Consider the following 19,509-nt stretch of genomic DNA (forward strand, 5'->3'; position numbering starts at 1 on the left):
GTCTTTTCAGCCCGTCCGGCGTTTGAGGACGAGGCCGTTCAGGCCGATGCGGGGTCCGGGGCGGCAGCCCCGGGGACGGGGCGGGTAGGGGCGGCGGGGGCGAAACTCCCAGACCTCAGCCACAACGCACGCTCACCTGTCCTCCGCCGGCGCCTCACCGAACCGCGCCAACGCGAGCGCCCCCGCCACCGACACCACGAACCCCAGCACAGCCAGCCAGGCCAGCCCCTCCCGGGTCCGGTCCCCCAGCCACACCACCCCCACCAGCGCCGGCCCCACCGTCTCCCCGATGACCATCGCCGCCGTGGCCACCGTCACGGACCCCCGCTGCAACGCAGAGGTCAGCGCCAGAAACGCCGCCCCACCCCCCACCAGCAACGCGTACGTCGCCGGATTGCCCAACAGCTCCGGCACGGCCATCGAATCGATCAGCCGCACCGCCACCTCGACCACCCCGAACCCGAACCCGGCCGCCAGCCCGAGCACCAGCCCCCGCCCACGCTCCGGCAAGCGCCCACCCGCCAGCCCCACCCCCAGCACGACCAGCGCCACCCCGAGCATCGAGAACTTCAGCGCGTCCGACCCGCCGGTGTCCCCCTCCGTCCCGGCCGAGAGCCCGAGCATCGCCAACCCGGCACACACCACCCCCACCGCGCCCCACTCGGCCCGCCGCAACCGCACGCGCAGCAACCGCGCCGCGACCACCGCCGTCACCGCGAGACTGGACGCCAGCGCCGCCCCGACGGCGTAGATCGGAATCGACCGCAGCGCGAGGACCTGGAACACGAACCCGAGCCCGTCCAGCCCGAGCCCGGCCAGATATCGCCACTGCCGCAGCGCCCGCAGCAGCACCCCCGCCTCGCCGCCGCGACCTCCCTGCGCACTCGCCGTCCGCGCGGCCATCGCCTGCAACACGGTCGCCGTACCGAAACAGACAGCCGCAGCCAGCGCACACAACATCCCAAACAGCACAAGGCGACTGTAGGTGAGCGGAAGAACCACAGCCCCGCCGACAGTCGCACTCGCACCGATCTCTAGGCTGTCCGCCTGACGAACCACGGACAACCAGACAGGCGACCGGCTCATCGACCGGCTCATCAACAGGTTCATCAATCGGTTCATCAATCGGTTCAGCGAGAACATCGGGGGAGACACAGGCATGGCGGAAACACGACGAAGGCTGCGCTCCGGCACGGTCGTACTCGGCGGCATGGGAGTCATCGCGGCGGCCCTCACCTCGTGCGGCTCCGACCCCGACCGCCGCTGCGTCGACCGCGACAGCTACACCTACGAGGGCTACAAGATCGTCGCGGACAAGAACTGCAAGTCCGGCAGCGGCTCCGGCTCCTCCTACGGCAAGGGCGGCAAGAAGAAGACCCGCAGCTCCGACGCCGCCTGGTACTACGACGCCGACACCGACGACGGCTACGCCGACTACGGCACCTTCAGCCGCAGCGAGGCCGTCGACCGAGGCGGCTTCGGTTGCTCGGGCTCCGGCGGCGGCTGAGCGGGACCCCACGACATGGAGCGCCGCACGATCGAGCCCCGCCCCGACTGGCAGCAGACAGTCGAGGAGCAAGGGCTCATCTACCCCCTCACCCGCCACCCCGACGACTCCTTGCGCCCCTACTGGGACGAGAGCGCCTACTACGTGTTCTCCCTCCCGGAGGTCGAGGCGCTGGAGGAGACCGTCGAGGAACTGCACGGCATGTGCCTCGCCGCGGCCGACCACATCGTCTCCGCCGGCCGCTTCGCCGACCTCGGCATCACCGACCCGCGCATCGCGAACGCGGTCGCCGAGGCCTGGCACCGCCGCGCCGAACTGCCCTCCGTCTACGGCCGCTTCGACCTCCACTACGACGGCACCGGCCCGGCCAGGCTCCTGGAGTACAACGCCGACACCCCCACCTCCCTGGTCGAGGCCGCCTCGCCCCAGTGGTTCTGGATGGAGGACCGCTTCCCCGGCGCCGACCAGTGGAACTCCCTGCACGAACGCCTCGTCGCCGCCTGGAAGAAGCAGGCTGCCCTGCTCCCGCCGGGCGCCCCGCTGCACTTCGCGTACTCCTCGGCCGACGAGCTCGGCGAGGACATGATGACGGTCGCCTATCTGAAGGAGACCGCGGAACAGGCTGGCCTGGACACCGGCTGGATCTCCATGGAGGAGATCGGCTGGGACCGCCTCTCCGGCCGCTTCGTGGACAGGCAACTCCGCTTCATCCGCAGCTGCTTCAAGCTCTACCCCTGGGAGTGGCTCACCACCGACCGCTTCGCCGACCACGTCCTGGACACCCTCGACAACGGCGGCGGCACCGGGACGACCCTGTGGATCGAACCGGCCTGGAAGATGCTCCTCAGCAACAAGGCCCTCCTCGCCATCCTCTGGGAGCTCTACCCGGACCACCCGAACCTGCTCCCCGCCTACCTCGACGGCCCGCGGGAGCTGGCGGACACCACCGGCCATGTCGCCAAACCCCTGCTGGGCCGCGAGGGCGCGGGCGTCACCATCCACGAACCCGGCACCGAGGCCGCCGTCCGCGACGAACCCTGCTGCTACCAGCAGTTGGCCCCGCTGCCCGCCTTCGACGGCAACCACGTCGTCCTCGGCGCGTGGGTCGTCGAGGACGAGTCGGCAGGCCTCGGCATCCGGGAGTCCTCCGGCCTGATCACCGACGAGTACGCCCGCTTCCTGCCGCACGTGATCCTCTGACGGCCGCGACGCGGCGGTGAGCCGGGCGGATCCGCGCGGATGCGGCAGGTGCCGCCGGTGCTGCCGCCCGGCTCGGTTCCCCCGAACCACCGTCCACGACCCGGGCGGCAGGCCTCCAGCATCCCGCCGCCACCCATCACCCAGCTATCCGCTTACGACGGGAACCGCACCCTTTTGTGGATAGCCCGGACTCCTCCGCAACGTCTGTGACGGCGTCTCCCCGTACACCCGCCGATAGTGCCCCGTGAACCGCCCCAGATGCGCGAACCCCCACCGCAACGCCACCTCCGTCACCGTCCCGAACCCGTGGCCGTCCGCGATGGCCAGCAGATCGCGGCGCGCCAGATCCAGCCGGACCCGCCGCAGATACGCCAGCGGAGTCGTGGCCAGATGCACCCGGAACCCCTCCCGCAGACCGCGCACACTCACCCGCGCCGCCACCGCCATGTCGGCCACGGATATCGGCTCATGGGCATGCTCGGCACAGAAGTCCGCAGCCCGCCGCACGGCACTGGGCAGCACCGCGGGCCCCCGCCCCGCCACCGTGTCGCTGAGCACATGCGGCTGCGCGTCCAGCAGCCCGTCCACCAGCAACTGCTCGAAGTGCCCCACGCCCAGCGGCGAGCGCGCCGCCAACTCCGAGTCGGCGAACTCGGCGAACGCCCGCACCACCCGCAGCCACGCCCCGACCGGCCCCACCCGCGGATCCAGCACCGGCGCGAACCGCAGCGGCACGGCCGGCAGCTCCCCGAGCCGCACAGCGAGCGCCGCGTCGAGCGTGGCCCGCGGGATGATCAGCACCCGGTTCAGCGTCTCCCCGCTCCACCGCATCGACAGCCGCTGCCCCGGATTGACGACACTGAGCGAGGACCCCAGCGCCACCCCGTCCGCAGTGACGACACCGTCCCCCGACAGCGGCACATGGATGTTGTAGAACTCCGGCAACTCACCCGGCGTGACATCGACCTCCGCCCCGTACCCCAGCTCGTACAGCGCCACGCCACCCTCGTGCACACAGCGGAACCGCCCGTCGACCGGATGCTCGTCCAGCACCGTCAGCCGATGCGGCGCGAACCGCGCACTGACCAGCGCATGCAACTCCTCGACATCACCGCCCCGGAACAGCAGCCCCCGCCCCGCACCCCCGGACCCGGCCCCCGACCCCGCTCCGCCCATGACGCCCATGCCTCTCCGTGACGCGTCCTGCGCGGAACGTACCGCCCCCGGCCACCCACCGCCCCGGAATCCCGGTGGCACCGGTCCCGGCCGTGGACGGACCAGGGACAACAGGCCGATCCGAACCGGCGCGACGAGCACAGCCGCCTACTGCCCGGCGACCAACTCCCTCGGCGCCCGCCACCACCCGGCGGCGCACTCACACCCCGAGCACACCCCGCAACTGGGCGAGCCCCCAGTCCAGATCCTCCTTCCCGATCACCAGGGGCGGCGCGATCCGGATGGTCACTCCATGGGTGTCCTTCACGAGCACACCCCGGTCCATCAGCTTCTCGGTGACCTCCCGTCCCGTGCCGTACGCCCGCGCGATGTCGACACCCGCCCACAGCCCGCGCCCCCGCACCTCCGTCACCCGGCCCGTCCCCGTCAACAGGCCCAGCTCCCGGTGCAGATGAGCGCCCAGCTCGGCCGCCCGCGCCTGGAACTCGCCCGTCCGCAGCATCGCGATCACCTCCAGCGCCACGGCACACGCCAGCGGATTCCCACCGAACGTCGACCCGTGTTCCCCGGGCCGGAACACCCCGAGCACATCGGCCGACGACACCACCGCCGACACCGGCACGACCCCGCCCCCGAGCGCCTTGCCCAGCACATACATGTCCGGCACGACCCCCTCGTGCTCGCACGCGAACGTGCGCCCCGTACGGCCCAGCCCCGACTGGATCTCGTCCGCCACGAACAGCACGTCCCGCTCCCGCGCCAGCTCCCGCACCGCCGGCAGATAACCCGCCGGAGGCATGAGCACCCCCGCCTCGCCCTGGATCGGCTCCAGCAGCACGGCCACCGTGTTCTCCGTCAACGCCTCCCGCATCGCCGTCAGATCCCCGTACGGCACGATCTCGAAGCCCGGCGTGTACGGACCGAAGTCCGCCCGCGCCTCCGGATCGGTGGAGAAGCTGATGATCGTCGTCGTACGGCCGTGGAAGTTGTTGCCCGCGACCACGATCTTCGCCATCTCCGCCGGCACGCCCTTGACCCGGTAGCCCCACTTCCGGGCCGTCTTCACGGCCGTCTCCACCGCCTCCGCGCCCGTGTTCATCGGCAGCACCATCTCCATCCCGCACAGCTGCGCGAGCTGCTCGCAGAACGCCGCGAACCGGTCGTGATGAAACGCCCGCGACGTCAGCGTCACCCGCTCCAGCTGCGCCTTCGCCGCCGCAAGGATCCGCCGGTTGCCGTGCCCGAAATTGAGCGCCGAATACCCGGCCAACAGATCCAGATACCGCCGTCCCTCCACATCCGTCATCCACGCCCCGTCCGCCGTCGCCACCACGAGCGGCAACGGGTGGTAGTTGTGCGCACTGTGCGCGTCGATCGCGGCGATCTGCGATTCGGCGCTGCTCGACGTAGTCACGGGGCTCTCCGTTTCCGCCGCCGCGAGCGCTCGTGTCCCGGCAGTCACGAGGCTCACGGCCACTGTCCATTTCCTGCCTCACGCGTGCTGTGCCGCCCCCTTCTATCGTTGCTCGCATGGTGGACGCGCGGCCATGGCGCGCCGGCCCGCCCGGTAGGCTGATCGTCGGGCCGTGACTGGCGCGCTGGGATGGACCAACCATCGGGGAGCGGCCCCTGGACCGAAGTCCAGACCGAGTGCCGTGCGCCTGGGCCGTGCCGTGATCGCTGTACACGACGTCCGGAGGTCCCCATGTCAGCCGAGCCCCTCTCCACCGAGTCCACCGCCTTCCGTTCCGCCCTCGACGTGATCCGCGCCGTCGAGCCGCGCGTGGCCGATGCCATCGGCCAGGAGGTCGCCGACCAGCGCGAGATGCTCAAGCTGATCGCCTCCGAGAACTACGCCTCCCCGGCCACCCTCCTGGCGATGGGCAACTGGTTCAGCGACAAGTACGCCGAGGGCACCGTCGGCCGCCGCTTCTACGCCGGCTGCCGCAACGTCGACACCGTCGAGTCCCTCGCCGCCGAGCACGCCCGCGAGCTCTTCGGCGCCCGCCACGCCTACGTCCAGCCCCACTCCGGCATCGACGCCAACCTCGTCGCCTTCTGGGCCGTCCTCGCCCAGCGCGTCGAGGCCCCCGCCCTGGAGAAGGCCGGCGTCCGCCAGGTCAACGACCTCTCCGAGGCCGACTGGGCCGAGCTGCGCAGCGCCTTCGGCAACCAGCGCATGCTCGGCATGTCCCTGGACGCCGGCGGCCACCTCACCCACGGCTTCCGCCCCAACATCTCCGGCAAGATGTTCGACCAGCGCTCCTACGGCACCGACCCCGCCACGGGCCTGATCGACTACGAAGCGCTTCGTGCCTCGGCCCGCGAGTTCAAGCCGCTGATCATCGTCGCCGGCTACTCCGCCTACCCCCGTCTCGTGAACTTCCGGATCATGCGCGAGATCGCCGACGAGGTCGGCGCCACGCTCATGGTCGACATGGCCCACTTCGCGGGTCTCGTCGCCGGCAAGGTCCTGACCGGCGACTTCGACCCGGTCCCGCACGCCCAGATCGTCACCACCACCACCCACAAGTCGCTGCGCGGCCCGCGCGGCGGCATGGTCCTGTGCGACGACTCCCTCAAGGACCAGGTCGACCGCGGCTGCCCGATGGTCCTCGGCGGCCCGCTCCCGCACGTCATGGCCGCCAAGGCCGTCGCCCTCGCGGAGGCCCGCCGTCCCTCGTTCCAGGACTACGCCCAGCGCATCGTCGACAACTCCCGCGCGCTGGCCGAGGGCCTGATGCGCCGCGGCGCGACCCTGGTGACCGGCGGCACCGACAACCACCTGAACCTGATCGACGTCACCTCCTCCTACGGCCTCACCGGCCGCCAGGCCGAGGCCGCGCTCCTTGAGTCCGGCATCGTCACCAACCGCAACGCCATCCCGGCCGACCCCAACGGCGCCTGGTACACCTCCGGCATCCGCATCGGCACCCCTGCCCTGACCACCCGTGGCCTGGGCACCGCCGAGATGGACGAGGTCGCCGCCCTCATCGACCGAGTCCTCACCACCACCGAGGCCGGCACCACCAGCAAGGGCGCTCCGTCCAAGGCGCAGCACGTCCTCGACCCCAAGGTCGCCGACGAGATCTCCCGCCGCGCCACCGACCTCGTCACCGGCTTCCCGCTGTACCCGGAGATCGACCTGGGCTGACGCCCACCACCAGGACCGACGGCCTACAGATCCAGGTCGATCAACTCCTGGCGTGGCCCCTGACGCGGCGGTCCGGCATCAGGCCGGGCCGCCGCGCGGCGTATCAGCAGCGTGCCGCCGACCCCCGCCGCGAACCCGACGGCCAGCCCCGCCAGCGCCCACCCGGTGTCACCCAATCCCGCACCGGGCCGATCCCCGGCTGCCGCGCCCACGGCAGCCCCGGCGAACTCGTCCTCCGTTTCGCCGAGCAGCGCCGCCAGGTCCAGCCGCTCGAAGACGGAGCGAGGGGCCCGATGCCAGCGGATGTCGTCGTCCTCCACGTCCGGCGCGAGATCCGACCGCACCCAGGGCGTGCCGTCCCCGGCCACGAACAGCTGGTCCTGCCTCTCCATGGCCACGTCACCGCCTGGCACCCGATTCGTCTGCGGCCAGCCACCGACGCCCGTCAGTCCCCAGAGCACCGTGATCCTTATCGGTGGATGACGCCCCTCCGCCCAGCTCTCCGGCACCCGCTCCGTCCCGACGTACGTCGGCTGCAACAGCTGCCAGAGACGGGCGAAACCCGGCTGGCCGGAGTGCAGGGCCACCGTGCGGCCCGAGCCGCCTGCGACGACCATCGCCACATCGGGGACGTCCCGCGGCTGGGCCGGTGCGGCCCTGGCGGTCGCCGCCGCTCCCCACAGGGCGAGTGCCGCCGACGCCGCCACGAGCAGCGCGAGCCGTAGCTTTCCGCCCAGGTCGGCGCTCATACGTCCCGTAGCTCCTGCCTCGGCCCCGGCTCACCGCGCAGGCGGTCCAGGGGGAGCCGCAGGGCCAGGGGGCGCAGGGCGAGTGCGAGCACCGCTCCGGCCGCCGCGCCCGGCAGGGCCCACCACCAGTCGGTGGCGTCGCTGGAAGCCGGCGCCGACCTCGCCCCTGAGCCGGACTCTGACCCTGGACCGGACCCTGATCCGGACGCGGCCGAGGTCGTCTCGTCCGCGGCGGAGGATGAATCCTGCACGCCGTTGTCCGCCCCCGACGCCTCCTCATCCGAGGGGAAGATCGCCGCGCCGCCTTCGGAGGAGGCCTTGCCCATCAGGCCCAGCTTCGAGAGAAGGGCGCGCAGCCCTGACGGTTGATGGGCCCGGTGCCAGGTGCCGTTCGTCGTGCTGCCCAGGTTCGAGGCGGTGTGGATCCAGACGTCCTTGCCGTCGTCGACCGGATAGACCCGGTCGAGGCGCCAGGGCGACACGTCATGGACCATCCACGTGACGTTGATCTGGCGGGCCGCCTCCAGAGCGGCCTCCGGCGGCTTGTTCCGCGTGCCCTGGCCGGCTGAGCCGAGCAGCCGCTCCAGCTGTCCGTACTCCTTGTCGGAGTAGTACAGCGAGGCCGTCTCGGTGCTCTCCGGCGAGACCAGGAGCACGCTCGTCGGCCCGCCGGCCGATGCAGGGGCCGCGGCACCCCACACCAGCAGAGCGAGCGAGGCCGCCAACGCACCTGTCAGCGCAGTGAGTTCACGACACCGACCCCTCCATCCGACCCCGCCCCCATATCCGCTCCCGCCCTCGCCTCCGCCTGCGCTGTCGCGCGAGCACCGTCCCGAGCAACCGATCCCACGCCCCCGCAGCCGGTGTCCCCAGCGGCCGACCCCATGTCCGCACATCCGAACCCCCAACCCAAGCGATCCCCGTGCGACCCGTCCCCGAGCCGCGTGTCACTTCTGGTACACCGCCCGACCCGCCTGGGTTCCCACCCCGCCCCCACTATTTCCGGCCCATGCATTTCGGGCCACGATCCGGACCGAAGTCCCGGGACCGGTTGTTCGGAGGGCCCTTCGGAGGGCCCCTCCCAGAAGCCGTCGGAGCCGTCCGAGGCGCCTAACCGGTCCGAGCCGCCCAGCCGGTCCGAGGCGCCCAACCGGTCCGGGCCCCCACAGGCCCGCCCCGAAGCCCCCTACGGGGTCCCGCCGCATGCCCGGCCCCTCCGCCGAACAGGCCCGCCACCAGCCGGCGAGAGGCCACCGCCCGCCCCGACACCCGGCCGCCCGTCGGCTACTCCACCGACCGCGCAACCGCCAGGGCCCGCTCCTTGGACCTCACCCCTTCCAGCCGAAGCGCCACGTTCTCGCCCTCCGTGCCGTGGCTCCACAGCAGTGTCGGACCGGCCGTCCGCTCCTCGCGGGTGAAGCGCTCCCCGCTCGGGTCCACGAGCCAGAAGGTGAGCAGATGCGGGCGGGCGAACCACAGGGCCTGGTCGGCCGCCGTCCCGTTCGTGCCGTTCGAGGCGTCGGAGTCCAGCGAGATCCACTCCGGAGGTTCGCGGACCGTCTTGGCGAAGCCGATGTCCAGGCTCGCCCGGCGCTCGTCCAGCCGTATCGTGCCCCCGTCCTCGCGCCAGCACAGGCTCACCAGGAACCGTCCCCCTGGCTCACCGGTCACCGCGACCGTGTCCGGAGCGCCGAGCTCCTTCGGCACCAGCGGTGCGAAGCCGGCCCGCCGCTCGGCCTCGGCGAGCGACACCGGGTGGTCGCAGCCGGGGACCTCGGCGCCGGGGGAGGGGGTCGCCGACGGGTCGTACCGCACTCCGACGCCCGCGAAGTCGAACCAGTCGAGGACCGCCGCCCGCACGGGGGGCGTGAGCACAAGGACCGTCAGCAGGCCGCACAACGTCGCGGTCAGCGAACGCCACCGCATCCGCGTCCAGCGCCGCACCGCCCGCAGCCGCTCGGCCGCCCCTGTCGGCTCGGCCACCGGCACGGGCACCTGCTCGGCGAGGAGCTGCCCCAGTACCCGCTCGACCATCGTCTCGGAGCCGTCCACCGCGCCCGGCGGGTCCAGCGAACGCCCGAGCGCCCGCAGCTCCTCCGGCAGACGGGTCGGATCGCCACGCCGAGCACGATCACCGGGACCTCGTCCCTCGGAACCCCGACCGCGATCACCCGGCCTCATGCTCATCACCCCCTTCCCGAGGCTGGAAGTCCGGCAGCAACCGCCCCAGCTTCCGCAGTGCGCGGTTCAGCCGGGATTTCACCGTGCCCCTGGGCCAGCCCAGGGCCTGGGCCGTCTCGGACTCGTCCATCTCCAGGAGATAGCGGTAGGTGACGACCAGGCGGTGTTCCTCGCTCAGCTTCTCCAGGGCTGCCTGGAGGGCGGCACGGCGCTCTATCTCCAGCGCGGCGACCGCCGGGTCCGCCGATTCCGGTATCAGGGGTTCCGCCTCCACGAACGCCGCCTCGCGACCGGCGAGCGTGCGCTGGCGGGCCGCCGTACGCACTGTGTTCCTCGTCTCATTGGCCACGATCGCCAGCAGCCACGGCTTGAACGCCGAGCCGTCCTTGAACCGGCCCAGCGAGCAGTACGCCTTGACGAAGGCCTGCTGCACCACGTCCTCCGCGTCCGCACCCGCCCCGAGCGCGGCGGCCGCCCTGAGCGCGATGCCCGTATGGGCCCGCACCAGCTGCGCGTACGCCTCCGGCTCCCCGGCGCGTACGCGTGCGATCACCGCGGCCTCATCGACGATGCGGCCCCCCTCCCGCGTCCTCACACCTTTGGTACACCGCCGGAGACGGATCGGTTCCCATATGTTTCCGACCAGTTCCGAACCGGCCCCCGAGACCTGAGAGAATGATGAGCATGGCCTCTGACCGACCCCGTGTGCTCTCCGGAATCCAGCCCACCGCAGGCTCGTTCCACCTCGGCAACTACCTCGGCGCCGTCCGCCAGTGGGTGGCGCTCCAGGAGACCCACGACGCGTTCTACATGGTCGTCGACCTGCACGCGATCACGATCCCGCAGGACCCGGCCGAGCTGCGCGCCAACACCCGGCTCGCCGCCGCCCAGCTCCTCGCGGCCGGTCTCGACCCCGAGCGCTGCACGCTCTTCGTCCAGAGCCACGTCCCCGAGCACGCCCAGCTCGCCTGGATCATGAACTGCCTCACCGGCTTCGGCGAGGCCTCCCGCATGACCCAGTTCAAGGACAAGTCCGCCAAGCAGGGCGCCGACCGGGCGTCGGTCGGCCTGTTCACGTACCCGATCCTCCAGGTCGCGGACATCCTGCTGTACCAGGCCAACGAGGTCCCGGTCGGCGAGGACCAGCGCCAGCACATCGAGCTCACCCGTGACCTCGCCGAGCGCTTCAACGGCCGCTTCGGCGCGACCTTCACCGTCCCGAAGCCGTACATCCTCAAGGAGACGGCGAAGATCTACGACCTTCAGGACCCGGCGATCAAGATGAGCAAGTCGGCGTCCACGCCGAAGGGCCTCATCAACCTGCTCGACGAGCCCAAGGCCACCGCCAAGAAGGTCAAGAGCGCGGTCACCGACACCGACACCGTCATCCGCTACGACGCCGAGAACAAGCCCGGTGTCAGCAACCTGCTCACCATCTACTCGACCCTCACGGGGACGGGAATCGCGGAACTGGAGCAGAAGTACGACGGCAAGGGCTACGGTGCGCTCAAGACGGACCTCGCCGAGGTCATGGTCGAGTTCGTGACGCCCTTCCGGGAGCGCACCCAGCAGTATCTGGACGACCCGGAGACGCTGGACTCGATCCTGGCCAAGGGTGCGGAGAAGGCGCGTGCCGTCGCCGCGGAGACCCTCTCCCAGGCGTACGACAAGGTGGGCTTCCTGCCCGCCAAGCACTGAGCCCGCACCACGGCAGGCGGCCGGAACACGGCCGTACCACCGCACAGCGCTGCACATCACTACGGTTGCGCCTGCCCGCAGAACAGTCGTGGCCGTACAGTCGATAGCCGGGCGGTCGCACACGCGGCCGTCACGCTCACCAACAGAGCCACGAGCTCACTCACCCAGGACGAGCTTCTCGCGATGGACGAGCTCACCAGAGAGACGACAGGAGACGACGTGGGGACCGTAACGATCGGCGTGTCGATCGCGGTCCCGGAGCCTCACGGCAGCCTGCTCCAGGAGCGGCGCGCGGGCTTCGGCGACGCCGCGGCTCACGGCATCCCCACGCACGTCACGCTGCTGCCGCCGACAGAGGTCGACGCCTCGCTGCTGCCCGCGATCGAGGCCCACCTCGTCGAGGTCGCGGCGTCCGGGCGGCCGTTCCCGATGAAGCTGTCCGGCACCGGGACCTTCCGTCCGTTGTCGCCGGTCGTCTTCGTCCAGGTCGTCGAGGGCGCGGAGGCCTGCACCTGGTTGCAGAAGCAGGTCCGCGACGCCTCCGGCCCGGTCGCACGCGAACTGCTGTTCCCGTACCACCCGCACGTCACGGTCGCCCACGGCATCGACGAAGAGTCGATGGACCGCGCATTCGAGGAACTCTCCGACTACGAGGCCCACTGGCCCTGCACCGGCTTCGCCCTCTACGAGCAGGGTGCCGACGGCGTCTGGCGCAGGCTGCGGGACTACACCTTCGGCGCCGGCGCGGTGGTGCCGCCGCAGGCGGGGCATGTGGAGCGCGGGTCGATCCCGGCGAGTTAGCTCCGCCGGGGGTGTCGGTACGGTCAGATCGGCAGCCGACGGAACAGCCCCCTCGGCGCGTGCCGCAGCGCCGACATCACCACCCTGAGTGTGCCCGGTACCCACACCGTCTCCGAGCGGCGGCGCAGGCCCAGTTCGATCGCCGTCGCGACCGCTTCGGGGGTGGTCGCGAGGGGTGATTCCTCCAGGTCGGCGGTCATCTTCGAGCGTACGAATCCGGGGCGTACGACCATGACGTGCACGCCGGTGCCGTGCAGCGCGTCGCCCAGGCCCTGGGTGAAGGTGTCGAGGCCGGCCTTGCTGGAGCCGTAGATGAAGTTGGCGCGGCGGGCCCGCTCGCCGGCGACGGACGACAGGACGACCAGCGAGCCGTGGCCCTGGGACTGGAGCGCGCCGGCGCCGACCAGGGCCGCGGAGACGGCGCCCGTGTAGTTGGTCTGGGCGACCCGCACCGCGTTGAGCGGCTCCCTTTCGTCGCGCGCCTGGTCGCCGAGGATCCCGAAGGCGAGCAGCACCATGTCGATGTCGCCCTCCGCGAAGACCTTGCCGAGGACCGTCTCGTGGGACTCGGGGTCGAGCGCGTCGAAGGCGACGGTGCGTACCTCGGCCCCCAGGGCGCGCAGATCGGCCGCGGACTGATCGAGGGCGGGCGACGGGCGGCCCGCCAGCCATACCGTGCGGGTACCGCGTGCGATCAGGCGGCGCGCGGTGGCCAGCGCGATCTCGGACGTACCGCCGAGGACGAGCAGGGACTGGGGGATGCCGAAGGCGTCCTTCACGACAGCTCCTAGAGATCGGGAGTCCGGAGCTCCTGGGGGTCGGGAGTCCGGGGGAGGCAGGGGGTCGGTGGCCGGGACCACAGGCCGAGACAGGGGTCCGGTTGCCGGGCCCTACAGGCCGAGGCGGCGGGCCAGGTCCGAGACGAACACCCCGCGCGGGTCGATCTCCGCGCGCAGGGCGCGGAACTCGTCCAGGCGCGGGTACATCGTGGCGAGCACTTCGGGCCGCAGCCGGGAGTCCTTGGCGAGGTAGACGCGCCCGCCGGCCGCGGCCACGTCCTCGTCCAGCGTGTCCAGAAGGGCGCCGAGACCGGGCAGGCCGGCCGGGATGTCCAGGGCCAGCGTCCAGCCGGGCACCGGGAAGGAGAGCCAGCCGGGGTCGGCGTCCCCGAAGCGCTTGAGGACCGCCAGGAAGGACGGGCAGCGGTGCTCGGAGACGCGCCGCACGATGCCGCGCAGGGTCTCCTCCCGGCCGTGCCCGACCACGAACTGGTACTGCACGAAGCCGCCCCGGCCGTAGATCCGGTTCCAGTGGGGCACGCCGTCCAGCGGGTGGAAGAACCGGGCGAGCGGCTGGAGTTCACCGGTACGCGCGTGTGGCGCCCTGCGGTACCAGAGCTCGTTGAACCAGCCCACTGTACGGCGGCTCAGCAGGCCCTCCGGGAGGACCGCGGGCGGGGCGGGCAGGCGGGCCGTGCGGAAGGCGAGCGGCTCCCTACGCGCGCGCGTGTCCTCGCGCAGCGCCTCCAGGGGGGCGTGGTCGCCGCGGGTGAGCACCGCGCGGCCCATCGCCGGGCCGCGGGCCAGCAGGTCGATCCAGGCGACCGAGTAGCGGTAGTGGCCGTCGCCGGTGGTCAGGCGGGCCAGCAGGTCGTCGAGGTCCCGCGCGCGCTCGGTGTCGACCGACATCAACGAGGTCGTCACCGGCTGGAGCTGGATCGTCGCGGTGAGGATCACGCCGGTCAGGCCCATGCCGCCGGTGGTCGCGTCGAACAGGGGCGTGTCGCGGCCGACGGCGCGGACCTCGCCGTCGGCGGTGAGGAGTTCCATCGACAGCACGTGGCGCGAGAAGGAGCCCGAGACGTGGTGGTTCTTGCCGTGGATGTCGGCTCCGATCGCGCCGCCGACCGTCACATAGCGGGTGCCGGGCGTCACCGGTACGAACCAGCCGAGCGGGAGCAGCACCTCCATCAGCCGGTGCAGGGAGACCCCCGCGTCGCACAGCACGATGCCGTTGTCGGCGTCGATCGCGTGCACCCGGTCCAGGCCGGTCATGTCCAGGACCATGCCCCCGGCGTTCTGCGCCGCGTCCCCGTACGCCCGTCCCAGGCCCCTCGGGATGCCTCCGCGTGCCCCGCAGCCCCGGACGGCCGTCGCGGCCTCCTGGTACGTCCTGGGACGGATCAGGCGGGCGTTGGTGGGGGCGGTGCGGCCCCATCCCGAGACGGAGACGGTGTCGGCAGGCATGTCGGCGACCGTAGCGTCCGTATGCGGTCGATCAGTTCTGAAACATTCCTCGCCTCCCCAAAATGGGTGATTAATGGGATGTCGCCCAATATTGTCGTAGTTCCGGCTCGGCGGGCGTGAACAGTGAGTCCACATGGACCACCTCGACGACATGGACCACCGAAGCCTCACGGGCGTGGACCGGCGAATCCTTTCGGCGGTCCACGCCCACGGCCGTGACCCACGTGTCGCGGGTGCCGCGCGTGCCCTGTCCAGGGCGGGCGAGCACGGTGCGCTGTGGCTGGCGGCGGGCCTCGCCGGGGCCGTGGTGGACGGGCGCCGACGCGGCGCCTGGATGCGCGGTACGGCGCTCACCGCGGGAGCGCACCTCGTCAGCATGGGGGTGAAAAGGGTCGTGCGCCGCCCGCGCCCGGCGCATGTCGAACCCCGGGTCCGCACGCTCGGCCGGCACTCCTTCCCCAGCTCCCACGCGGCCTCCGCGACCGCCGCGGCCGTCGCCTTCGGCGCGCCCGGCGCGTACGCGATCGTGCCGCTGGCCACCGCGATGTGTCTGTCACGACTGGTCGTCGGCGTGCACTACCCCTCGGACGTGGCGGCCGGCGCGGCGCTGGGAGCACTCACCGCGTGCGTGGGGGCGAGTTGGATGCGGAGAGCGGGCGGGCGCGGCCATGCCTGAGACCGCGCACCTGACGAGTGCCGCGCGCATCCGGGAAGCGGCACTCCACCAGCAGCGCACACCCCCGCGCCGCGCCGCACCGCCACACCGCAAGCGCGGCCCCGGCCCCCTGCTGCGTGGCCTCCTCAAGACCGCGCGCCCCAAGCAGTGGATCAAGAACATCCTGGTCATCGCGGCCCCGGCCGCCGCGGGCCGGCTCTTCTCCACCCACGCGGCGATCCAACTCGCCCTCGTCTTCACGCTCTTCACCGCCTGCGCCGCCGCCGTCTACCTGATCAACGACGCCCGTGACGCCGACGCGGACCGCGCCCACCCGACCAAGCGGCACCGCCCGGTCGCCGCCGGACAGGTACCCGTACCGGTCGCCCACGCCGTGGGAGGCGTCCTCGGCGTCCTCGCACCGGCCGCCGCGGCCTGGCTGACCTCGCCCCTCGTCGCGGCCCTGCTCACCGCCTACCTCGGCATGCAACTGGCGTACTGCGTAAGCCTCAAGCACGTCCTGGTCATCGATCTCGCCGTCGTCACCACGGGGTTCCTGATGCGGGCCGCCGTCGGCGGGCTCGCGCTCGGCATTCCGCTGTCGCGGTGGTTCCTGATCACGACCGGGTTCGGGGCGCTGTTCATGGTGTCGGCCAAGCGCTACTCCGAGGCCGTGCAGATGGAGGGCAGGGCGGGCGCCACGCGCGCGCTGCTCACCGAGTACACCGCCGGATACCTGCGCTTCGTCTGGCAGTTGGCGGCCGGTGTCGCCGTCCTCGGCTACTGCTTGTGGGCCATGGAGGACGGCGGCGTCCCGCACACCGGGCTGCTGCCCTGGCGCCAGCTGTCCATGGTCGCCTTCATCCTCGCCATCCTGCGCTACGCCGTGTTCGCCGACCGCGGCACGGCGGGCGAGCCCGAGGAGGTCGTCCTGCGCGACCGCGCGCTCGCCGTCATCGGGGTGGTGTGGCTGGCGATGTACGGCCTGGCGGTGGCCAATTGGTAGGCACGCGCGCGTGCCCGACCCGACAGGGCGGCCAGGAAACCGCCGGCCAGGAAACCGCCGGCCCGCGAGCCACCGGCCTCGGGCCCGCCCGCCACGAAGTCCTCGCCTTCGCCGTCGTCGGTCTCCTCGCCTACGCCGTCGACCTCGCCCTCTTCACCTGCCTCCGCGGCCCCGCCGCCCTCGGCCCCCTCACGGCCAAGGCCGTCTCCTTCGTGGCCGGCTGCACCGTCGCCTACGCCGGGAACGCGCGCGGCACCTACCGCCACACCCGCCGCCGGGGCCCGCGCCCCTGCGCCGCCTTCTTCGCGGTGAACGCAGCCGGAGCGGTCGTACAGCTGCTGTGCCTCACCGTGAGCCTCCCCCACTCTCGGCTTCGCTCGAGCGGGGGGACCCCCATAGGCCTCGGGTTCACCTCCCAGCTCGCCGACACGGTCTCGGGAGCGGCAATCGGCATGGCACTGGCTACAGTCCTGCGGTTTTGGGGCACACGGACATTGGTCTTCCCAGCGGAGGGCAGAGTCGGATCATGGACTGGCTGAAGAAGATTCCCGTCGTCGGGTCCGCGGTGACCCGGCTGATGGCCACGCACGCGTGGCGGTCGTACGAGCGCATGGACCGGGTCAAGTGGACCCAGCTTGCCGCCGCGATGACCTTCACCAGCTTCATCGCGCTGTTCCCGCTGCTCACGCTGGCCGCGGCGATCGCCGCCGCGACGCTCAGCCAGGAACAGCAGGACAAACTCGAGGACAAGCTCGCCGACCAGGTGCCCGGCATCGCCGACCAGCTCAACATCAGTGGCCTCGTCGAGAACGCCGGCACGGTCGGACTCATCGCGGGCGCCCTGCTGCTGTTCACCGGCATCGGCTGGGTCACCTCCATGCGCGAGTGCCTGCGCGCGGTGTGGGAGCTGCCGGACCCCGAGGAGAACCCCGTCCTGCGCAAGGTCAAGGACGCGGGCGTCCTGGTCGGCTTCGGCGGCGCCGTGCTCGTGACCATCGCGGCGTCCACCGTCGCCTCCGCCCTGGTCGGCTGGATCACCCGGCAGCTCGGTATCGAGGAGGGCGGCTGGGGCGGGGTCCTGCTGCAGGTCGCAGCGTTCCTCGTCGCCGTGCTCGCGAACTTCCTGCTGCTGCTCTACGTCCTGACCCTGCTGCCCGGCGTGGAGCCGCCACGCCGCCGGCTGTTCGTGGCCGCACTGATCGGCGCGATCGGGTTCGAACTGCTGAAGCTGCTGCTCAGCGGCTATATGCAGGGCGTGGCCACGAAGAGCATGTACGGCGCGTTCGGCGTACCGGTCGCCCTGCTGCTGTGGATCAACTTCACCGCGAAGCTGGTGGTGTTCTGCGCCGCCTGGACGGCGACGGGGAACAAGGAGACCGAGGTCGAGGTCGAGGCCGAGGACGAGGACGAGACAGAGAGCGAAGACGAGACGGCCGCAGCCGCGGACTCGGCGGCCGGAACCGAGGGCCCGGCCGCCGAGTCCGCGAAGTCCGGCGTCAGGAGCGACCCCGACGGCGCACCAGGTCGGGCAGCGGCCAGCGGCGGTTGATCAGGAACACGCCCGCAGCGAGCAGCACCAGCGCCCCGCCGGTGATCCCGAGCGCCACCCCGATGCCGGTCGAACCGCTCGCGGCCGACGCACCGACCGCCGACTTCGACGACTTCTCCGCGTCCCCGGTGCCACCGGCCTCCCCGGAGTTGTTCGAGCCCGGCTGCGCGCTGGCCTGCGCCGCGCTCTTCGGCGGCACCAGCTCACCCACCGGCTGCACCTTCCCGGCGGCCTTGAAGCCCCAGTCGAAGAGCCGCGCGGTCTCCTTGTAGACCTCGTTGTGCTCGCTCTTCTCCGGGTTCATGACCGTGACGAGCAGCACCTTGCCGTTGCGCTCGGCCACGCCCGTGAAGGTGGCTCCGGCGTTCGTGGTGTTGCCGTTCTTGACGCCCGCGATGCCCTGGTACACGGGGATGTCGCTGTCGCCGGCCAGCAGCCGGTTGGTGTTCTGGATCTCGAAGGTCTCGCGGACCGACTTGCCCTTCTTCTTCGACGTCGAGCCCGGGAACTTCGCGGTGACCGTCGAGCAGTACTCGCGGAAGTCCTTCTTCTGGAGCCCGGAGCGGGCGATCAGGGTCAGGTCGTACGCGGAGGAGACCTGGTGGGGAGCGTCGTAGCCGTCGGGGGACACCGCGTTGGTGTCGAGGGCCTGGAGCTCCTCGGCGTGCTCGTTCATCTCCTTGACGGTGTTGTCGATTCCGCCGTTCATCTTCGACAGCACGTGCACGGCGTCGTTGCCGGAGCGCAGGAAGACCCCGAGCCACAGGTCGTGGACGCTGTAGGTCTCGCCCTCCTTTATCCCGACCATGCTGGAGCCCGCGCCGACGTCCGCGAGGTCGGACGGTACGACCTTGTGCTCGACGCTCTTGGGGAACTTCGGCAGCACCGTGTCGGCGAACAGCATCTTCATGGTGCTCGCGGGCGGGAGCCGCCAGTGCGCGTTGTGCGCGGCGAGCACATCGCCGGACTCGGCGTCGGCGATGACCCAGGAGCGCGCGGTGAGGTCCTTGGGCAGCACCGGGACGCCGCTCGCCAGGTTCACCTGGGTGCCGGCCTGCCCCAGCCGCTCGCCGCCCACGGTCGACATGCCCGCCGGGGGAGTGGCCGACGGGCTCGTACTCGGGGACGGCTTGGGGGCCGCGTGGGAGACGGGCGCGGTCAGCGCGAGGGACGACACGACTGCGGAAGCGACCAGCAGGGCACGCCTGGCGGTCTTCATGGGTGCGGGCACGACGGAGAACGTACATGCCGTTGCCATGGAAGTCCCGCTTCTGTCCCCACCCCGCTCGGAGGACCCGACACGGGGCGTTGATACTGAGCTCATGAAGCTCAGCCGCCCGGTCTCCTGGTTCCTGCTCGCCTTCGGGGTGTGGAGCTGGGTCATCTGGGTCACTTTCGTCAAAAATTTGATCAAGGACAGCAGCGGGCTGGCGTTCGACGACGGTCACCCCACGGCGTACTTCTGGGTGCACTTGCTGCTCGCCGTCGTCTCCTTCGTATTGGGGACGGTCGTCGGAGTCATTGGGTTGCGTGGAGTGCGCGCACTGCGCCGGATGTCATAGGAACTCGGCCAGGGCCCGGGACGTT

General features: G+C 71.5%; 20 protein-coding genes and 1 riboswitch. Of the genes, 10 read left to right on the forward strand and 10 right to left on the reverse strand.

Going from position 1 to position 19,509, the window contains the following annotated elements; translation table 11 throughout:
- Positions 1-132: 132 nt before the first annotated feature.
- Positions 133-960: a hypothetical protein gene (locus PGH47_RS26195; protein ID WP_271668151.1), complete on the reverse strand. Its 828-nt coding sequence runs from the start codon at positions 958-960 to the stop codon at positions 133-135.
- A gap of 199 nt (positions 961-1,159) precedes the next feature.
- Here PGH47_RS26195 and PGH47_RS26200 point away from each other — a divergent pair, with 199 nt between their 5' ends.
- The gene (locus PGH47_RS26200; protein WP_030967600.1) at positions 1,160-1,507 is read left to right on the forward strand and encodes a hypothetical protein; all 348 of its coding nucleotides are present in this window, start codon (positions 1,160-1,162) and stop codon (positions 1,505-1,507) included.
- A 15-nt stretch (positions 1,508-1,522) separates the two neighbouring features.
- On the forward strand, positions 1,523-2,707 hold the full coding sequence (locus tag PGH47_RS26205) for a glutathionylspermidine synthase family protein (RefSeq protein WP_271665450.1): 1,185 nt from the start codon (positions 1,523-1,525) through the stop codon (positions 2,705-2,707).
- A gap of 144 nt (positions 2,708-2,851) precedes the next feature.
- Here PGH47_RS26205 and PGH47_RS26210 read toward each other — a convergent pair whose 3' ends face one another.
- Positions 2,852-3,892: an AraC family transcriptional regulator gene (locus PGH47_RS26210; protein ID WP_271665451.1), complete on the reverse strand. Its 1,041-nt coding sequence runs from the start codon at positions 3,890-3,892 to the stop codon at positions 2,852-2,854.
- A 190-nt stretch (positions 3,893-4,082) separates the two neighbouring features.
- Complete coding sequence (rocD, locus tag PGH47_RS26215; protein WP_271665452.1) at positions 4,083-5,297, reverse strand: ornithine--oxo-acid transaminase; 1,215 nt, start codon at positions 5,295-5,297, stop codon at positions 4,083-4,085.
- Positions 5,298-5,459: 162 nt separating this feature from the next.
- A riboswitch (ZMP/ZTP riboswitch) is annotated at positions 5,460-5,557 on the forward strand.
- A 31-nt stretch (positions 5,558-5,588) separates the two neighbouring features.
- Between rocD and PGH47_RS26220 the strand changes: the two genes are divergently transcribed.
- The gene (locus tag PGH47_RS26220; RefSeq protein ID WP_271665453.1) at positions 5,589-7,037 is read left to right on the forward strand and encodes a glycine hydroxymethyltransferase; all 1,449 of its coding nucleotides are present in this window, start codon (positions 5,589-5,591) and stop codon (positions 7,035-7,037) included.
- Positions 7,038-7,060: 23 nt separating this feature from the next.
- On the opposite strand, the gene PGH47_RS26225 is transcribed toward PGH47_RS26220, so the two are convergent.
- The 4 genes from PGH47_RS26225 to PGH47_RS26240 form a co-directional block, all read right to left on the reverse strand.
- On the reverse strand, positions 7,061-7,786 hold the full coding sequence (locus tag PGH47_RS26225; RefSeq protein ID WP_376053359.1) for a hypothetical protein: 726 nt from the start codon (positions 7,784-7,786) through the stop codon (positions 7,061-7,063).
- On the reverse strand, positions 7,783-8,511 hold the full coding sequence (locus tag PGH47_RS26230; RefSeq protein ID WP_271665454.1) for a hypothetical protein: 729 nt from the start codon (positions 8,509-8,511) through the stop codon (positions 7,783-7,785). Before PGH47_RS26230 ends, PGH47_RS26225 begins: the two co-directional genes overlap by 4 nt.
- 559 nt (positions 8,512-9,070) lie before the next feature.
- Positions 9,071-9,967, reverse strand: coding sequence for a hypothetical protein (locus PGH47_RS26235; protein WP_271665455.1), 897 nt, complete (start codon positions 9,965-9,967; stop codon positions 9,071-9,073).
- Positions 9,954-10,562, reverse strand: coding sequence for an RNA polymerase sigma factor (locus PGH47_RS26240; RefSeq protein WP_177036625.1), 609 nt, complete (start codon positions 10,560-10,562; stop codon positions 9,954-9,956). Before PGH47_RS26240 ends, PGH47_RS26235 begins: the two co-directional genes overlap by 14 nt.
- An 89-nt stretch (positions 10,563-10,651) precedes the next feature.
- On the opposite strand from PGH47_RS26240, the gene trpS reads away from it, so the two are divergent.
- A complete protein-coding gene (trpS, locus tag PGH47_RS26245) occupies positions 10,652-11,665 on the forward strand; it encodes a tryptophan--tRNA ligase (RefSeq protein WP_030953795.1) in 1,014 nt (337 codons plus the stop codon).
- 219 nt (positions 11,666-11,884) lie between these two features.
- The gene (locus PGH47_RS26250; protein ID WP_271665456.1) at positions 11,885-12,466 is read left to right on the forward strand and encodes a 2'-5' RNA ligase family protein; all 582 of its coding nucleotides are present in this window, start codon (positions 11,885-11,887) and stop codon (positions 12,464-12,466) included.
- 23 nt (positions 12,467-12,489) lie between these two features.
- Here the strand turns inward: PGH47_RS26250 and PGH47_RS26255 are convergent, their stop codons facing one another.
- The gene (locus PGH47_RS26255; RefSeq protein WP_271665457.1) at positions 12,490-13,245 is read right to left on the reverse strand and encodes a decaprenylphospho-beta-D-erythro-pentofuranosid-2-ulose 2-reductase; all 756 of its coding nucleotides are present in this window, start codon (positions 13,243-13,245) and stop codon (positions 12,490-12,492) included.
- A gap of 111 nt (positions 13,246-13,356) precedes the next feature.
- On the reverse strand, positions 13,357-14,712 hold the full coding sequence (locus PGH47_RS26260; RefSeq protein ID WP_271665458.1) for an FAD-binding oxidoreductase: 1,356 nt from the start codon (positions 14,710-14,712) through the stop codon (positions 13,357-13,359).
- 133 nt (positions 14,713-14,845) lie between these two features.
- Between PGH47_RS26260 and PGH47_RS26265 the strand changes: the two genes are divergently transcribed.
- From PGH47_RS26265 to PGH47_RS26280, 4 genes are read left to right on the forward strand one after another with little or no spacing between them, the layout of a single operon-like run.
- On the forward strand, positions 14,846-15,388 hold the full coding sequence (locus PGH47_RS26265) for a phosphatase PAP2 family protein (protein ID WP_271665459.1): 543 nt from the start codon (positions 14,846-14,848) through the stop codon (positions 15,386-15,388).
- A complete protein-coding gene (locus PGH47_RS26270) occupies positions 15,381-16,373 on the forward strand; it encodes a decaprenyl-phosphate phosphoribosyltransferase (RefSeq protein WP_271665460.1) in 993 nt (330 codons plus the stop codon). Before PGH47_RS26265 ends, PGH47_RS26270 begins: the two co-directional genes overlap by 8 nt.
- Positions 16,367-16,912 carry a GtrA family protein gene (locus PGH47_RS26275; RefSeq protein WP_271665461.1) on the forward strand — a complete coding sequence of 182 codons (546 nt, stop codon included), beginning with the start codon at positions 16,367-16,369 and terminating at the stop codon, positions 16,910-16,912. Before PGH47_RS26270 ends, PGH47_RS26275 begins: the two co-directional genes overlap by 7 nt.
- Positions 16,900-17,922: a YihY/virulence factor BrkB family protein gene (locus tag PGH47_RS26280; RefSeq protein ID WP_271665462.1), complete on the forward strand. Its 1,023-nt coding sequence runs from the start codon at positions 16,900-16,902 to the stop codon at positions 17,920-17,922. The genes PGH47_RS26275 and PGH47_RS26280 overlap by 13 nt, the downstream gene beginning before the upstream one ends.
- Here the strand turns inward: PGH47_RS26280 and PGH47_RS26285 are convergent.
- Complete coding sequence (locus PGH47_RS26285) at positions 17,870-19,153, reverse strand: D-alanyl-D-alanine carboxypeptidase family protein (RefSeq protein WP_271665463.1); 1,284 nt, start codon at positions 19,151-19,153, stop codon at positions 17,870-17,872. The genes PGH47_RS26280 and PGH47_RS26285 overlap by 53 nt on opposite strands.
- A 91-nt stretch (positions 19,154-19,244) precedes the next feature.
- On the opposite strand from PGH47_RS26285, the gene PGH47_RS26290 reads away from it, so the two are divergent.
- The gene (locus PGH47_RS26290; RefSeq protein ID WP_030954132.1) at positions 19,245-19,484 is read left to right on the forward strand and encodes an SCO4848 family membrane protein; all 240 of its coding nucleotides are present in this window, start codon (positions 19,245-19,247) and stop codon (positions 19,482-19,484) included.
- The last annotated feature ends 25 nt before the right edge of the window (positions 19,485-19,509 follow it).

Origin of the sequence: Streptomyces sp. HUAS 31 (assembly GCF_028198125.1) — a bacterium.
Classification (GTDB): Bacteria; Actinomycetota; Actinomycetes; order Streptomycetales; family Streptomycetaceae; genus Streptomyces; species Streptomyces chartreusis.